Annotated in this window: 1 protein-coding gene and 1 pseudogene; both read right to left on the reverse strand. The window is 45.9% G+C overall.

Annotation, left to right across the window (positions count from 1 at the left end; genetic code table 11):
* Positions 1-382 (reverse strand): annotated as a pseudogene (locus tag R7093_RS24350) (YIP1 family protein); the annotation flags it as partial.
* A partial coding sequence (locus R7093_RS24355) for a LysM peptidoglycan-binding domain-containing protein (protein ID WP_318146902.1) occupies positions 379-929 on the reverse strand: 551 nt, incomplete at its 5' end. The pseudogene R7093_RS24350 and the gene R7093_RS24355, both read right to left, overlap by 4 nt.

Here is a 929-nt window from a genome sequence, read left to right on the forward strand (position 1 = left end):
CGCACGATGCCGCAAACCATTTCCAATAACCGTATTGTTGTTTACTTGCTTTAGTCGCAAGGAAGAACCAAAACGCAAGCAACAAAAGCGTCGCAAAGCGATTGAACACGTCATTAATGATCGCACTTGCCATCAACGTGTTTGGTTCCAATAGCTCAATCTGCTGTGGGTCGATTTGTTGGAACTGTACAGTGAGTTGGTCACTTAACCACGTAAAATCAACGTTCGAAAAGTACGCGCCCCAAAATAGGAATGGGCTTAGCATCAAAAAGATGAAAGGTTGCCATCCCCAACCACCACGCTGATAAAGCGCAAGAAAACAAGAGGTTGGAGAACGGAATATATCCAACAACATTACGAGTGGGTTACTTGACGGGTTCATACACTTACCTTAGTTACATCTACGTACAGCTTAAGTTTTTGACCCGGTTTTAGGTACTTCTGCTTATGCAGCGAGTTCCATTTTACGATGTCGTTGCTCTTCACCTTGAATTTGCTTGCGATGCCACTGATGGTGTCGCCAGAGCGAACGTTGTAGAACACGGTACGAATCACGGCGCCTTGGTCTGATTTTTTCCAAATCACCAGCTTTTGACCGACGCGCAGGGTATCTTTTGGTCCCATGCCGTTCCATTTTGCTAGCGATTTGTGTGAAACCTTGTTGTCACGAGCGATAGACCACAAACTTTCACCCGATTGCACAACGTGTGACAGTTTCAGCTGGCCACGAGCTTGCGATTGCGTTTTGTTCAAACGGTTTTGCGCTGTAAGTGCGTACTTTGAATCGTCTTTGGTTGACGTCGGAATAAGTAAGTACTGGCCAATGCGAATGTTGTTGTTCGACAGGCCGTTAGCACGACGAATCACTTTTGAGGTCGTACCGTATTTCTTCGCCAACATACTCAACGAGTCGCCAGATTTGACTTTGT

The sequence above is a fragment of the Vibrio sp. 1580 genome, from assembly GCF_033340055.1.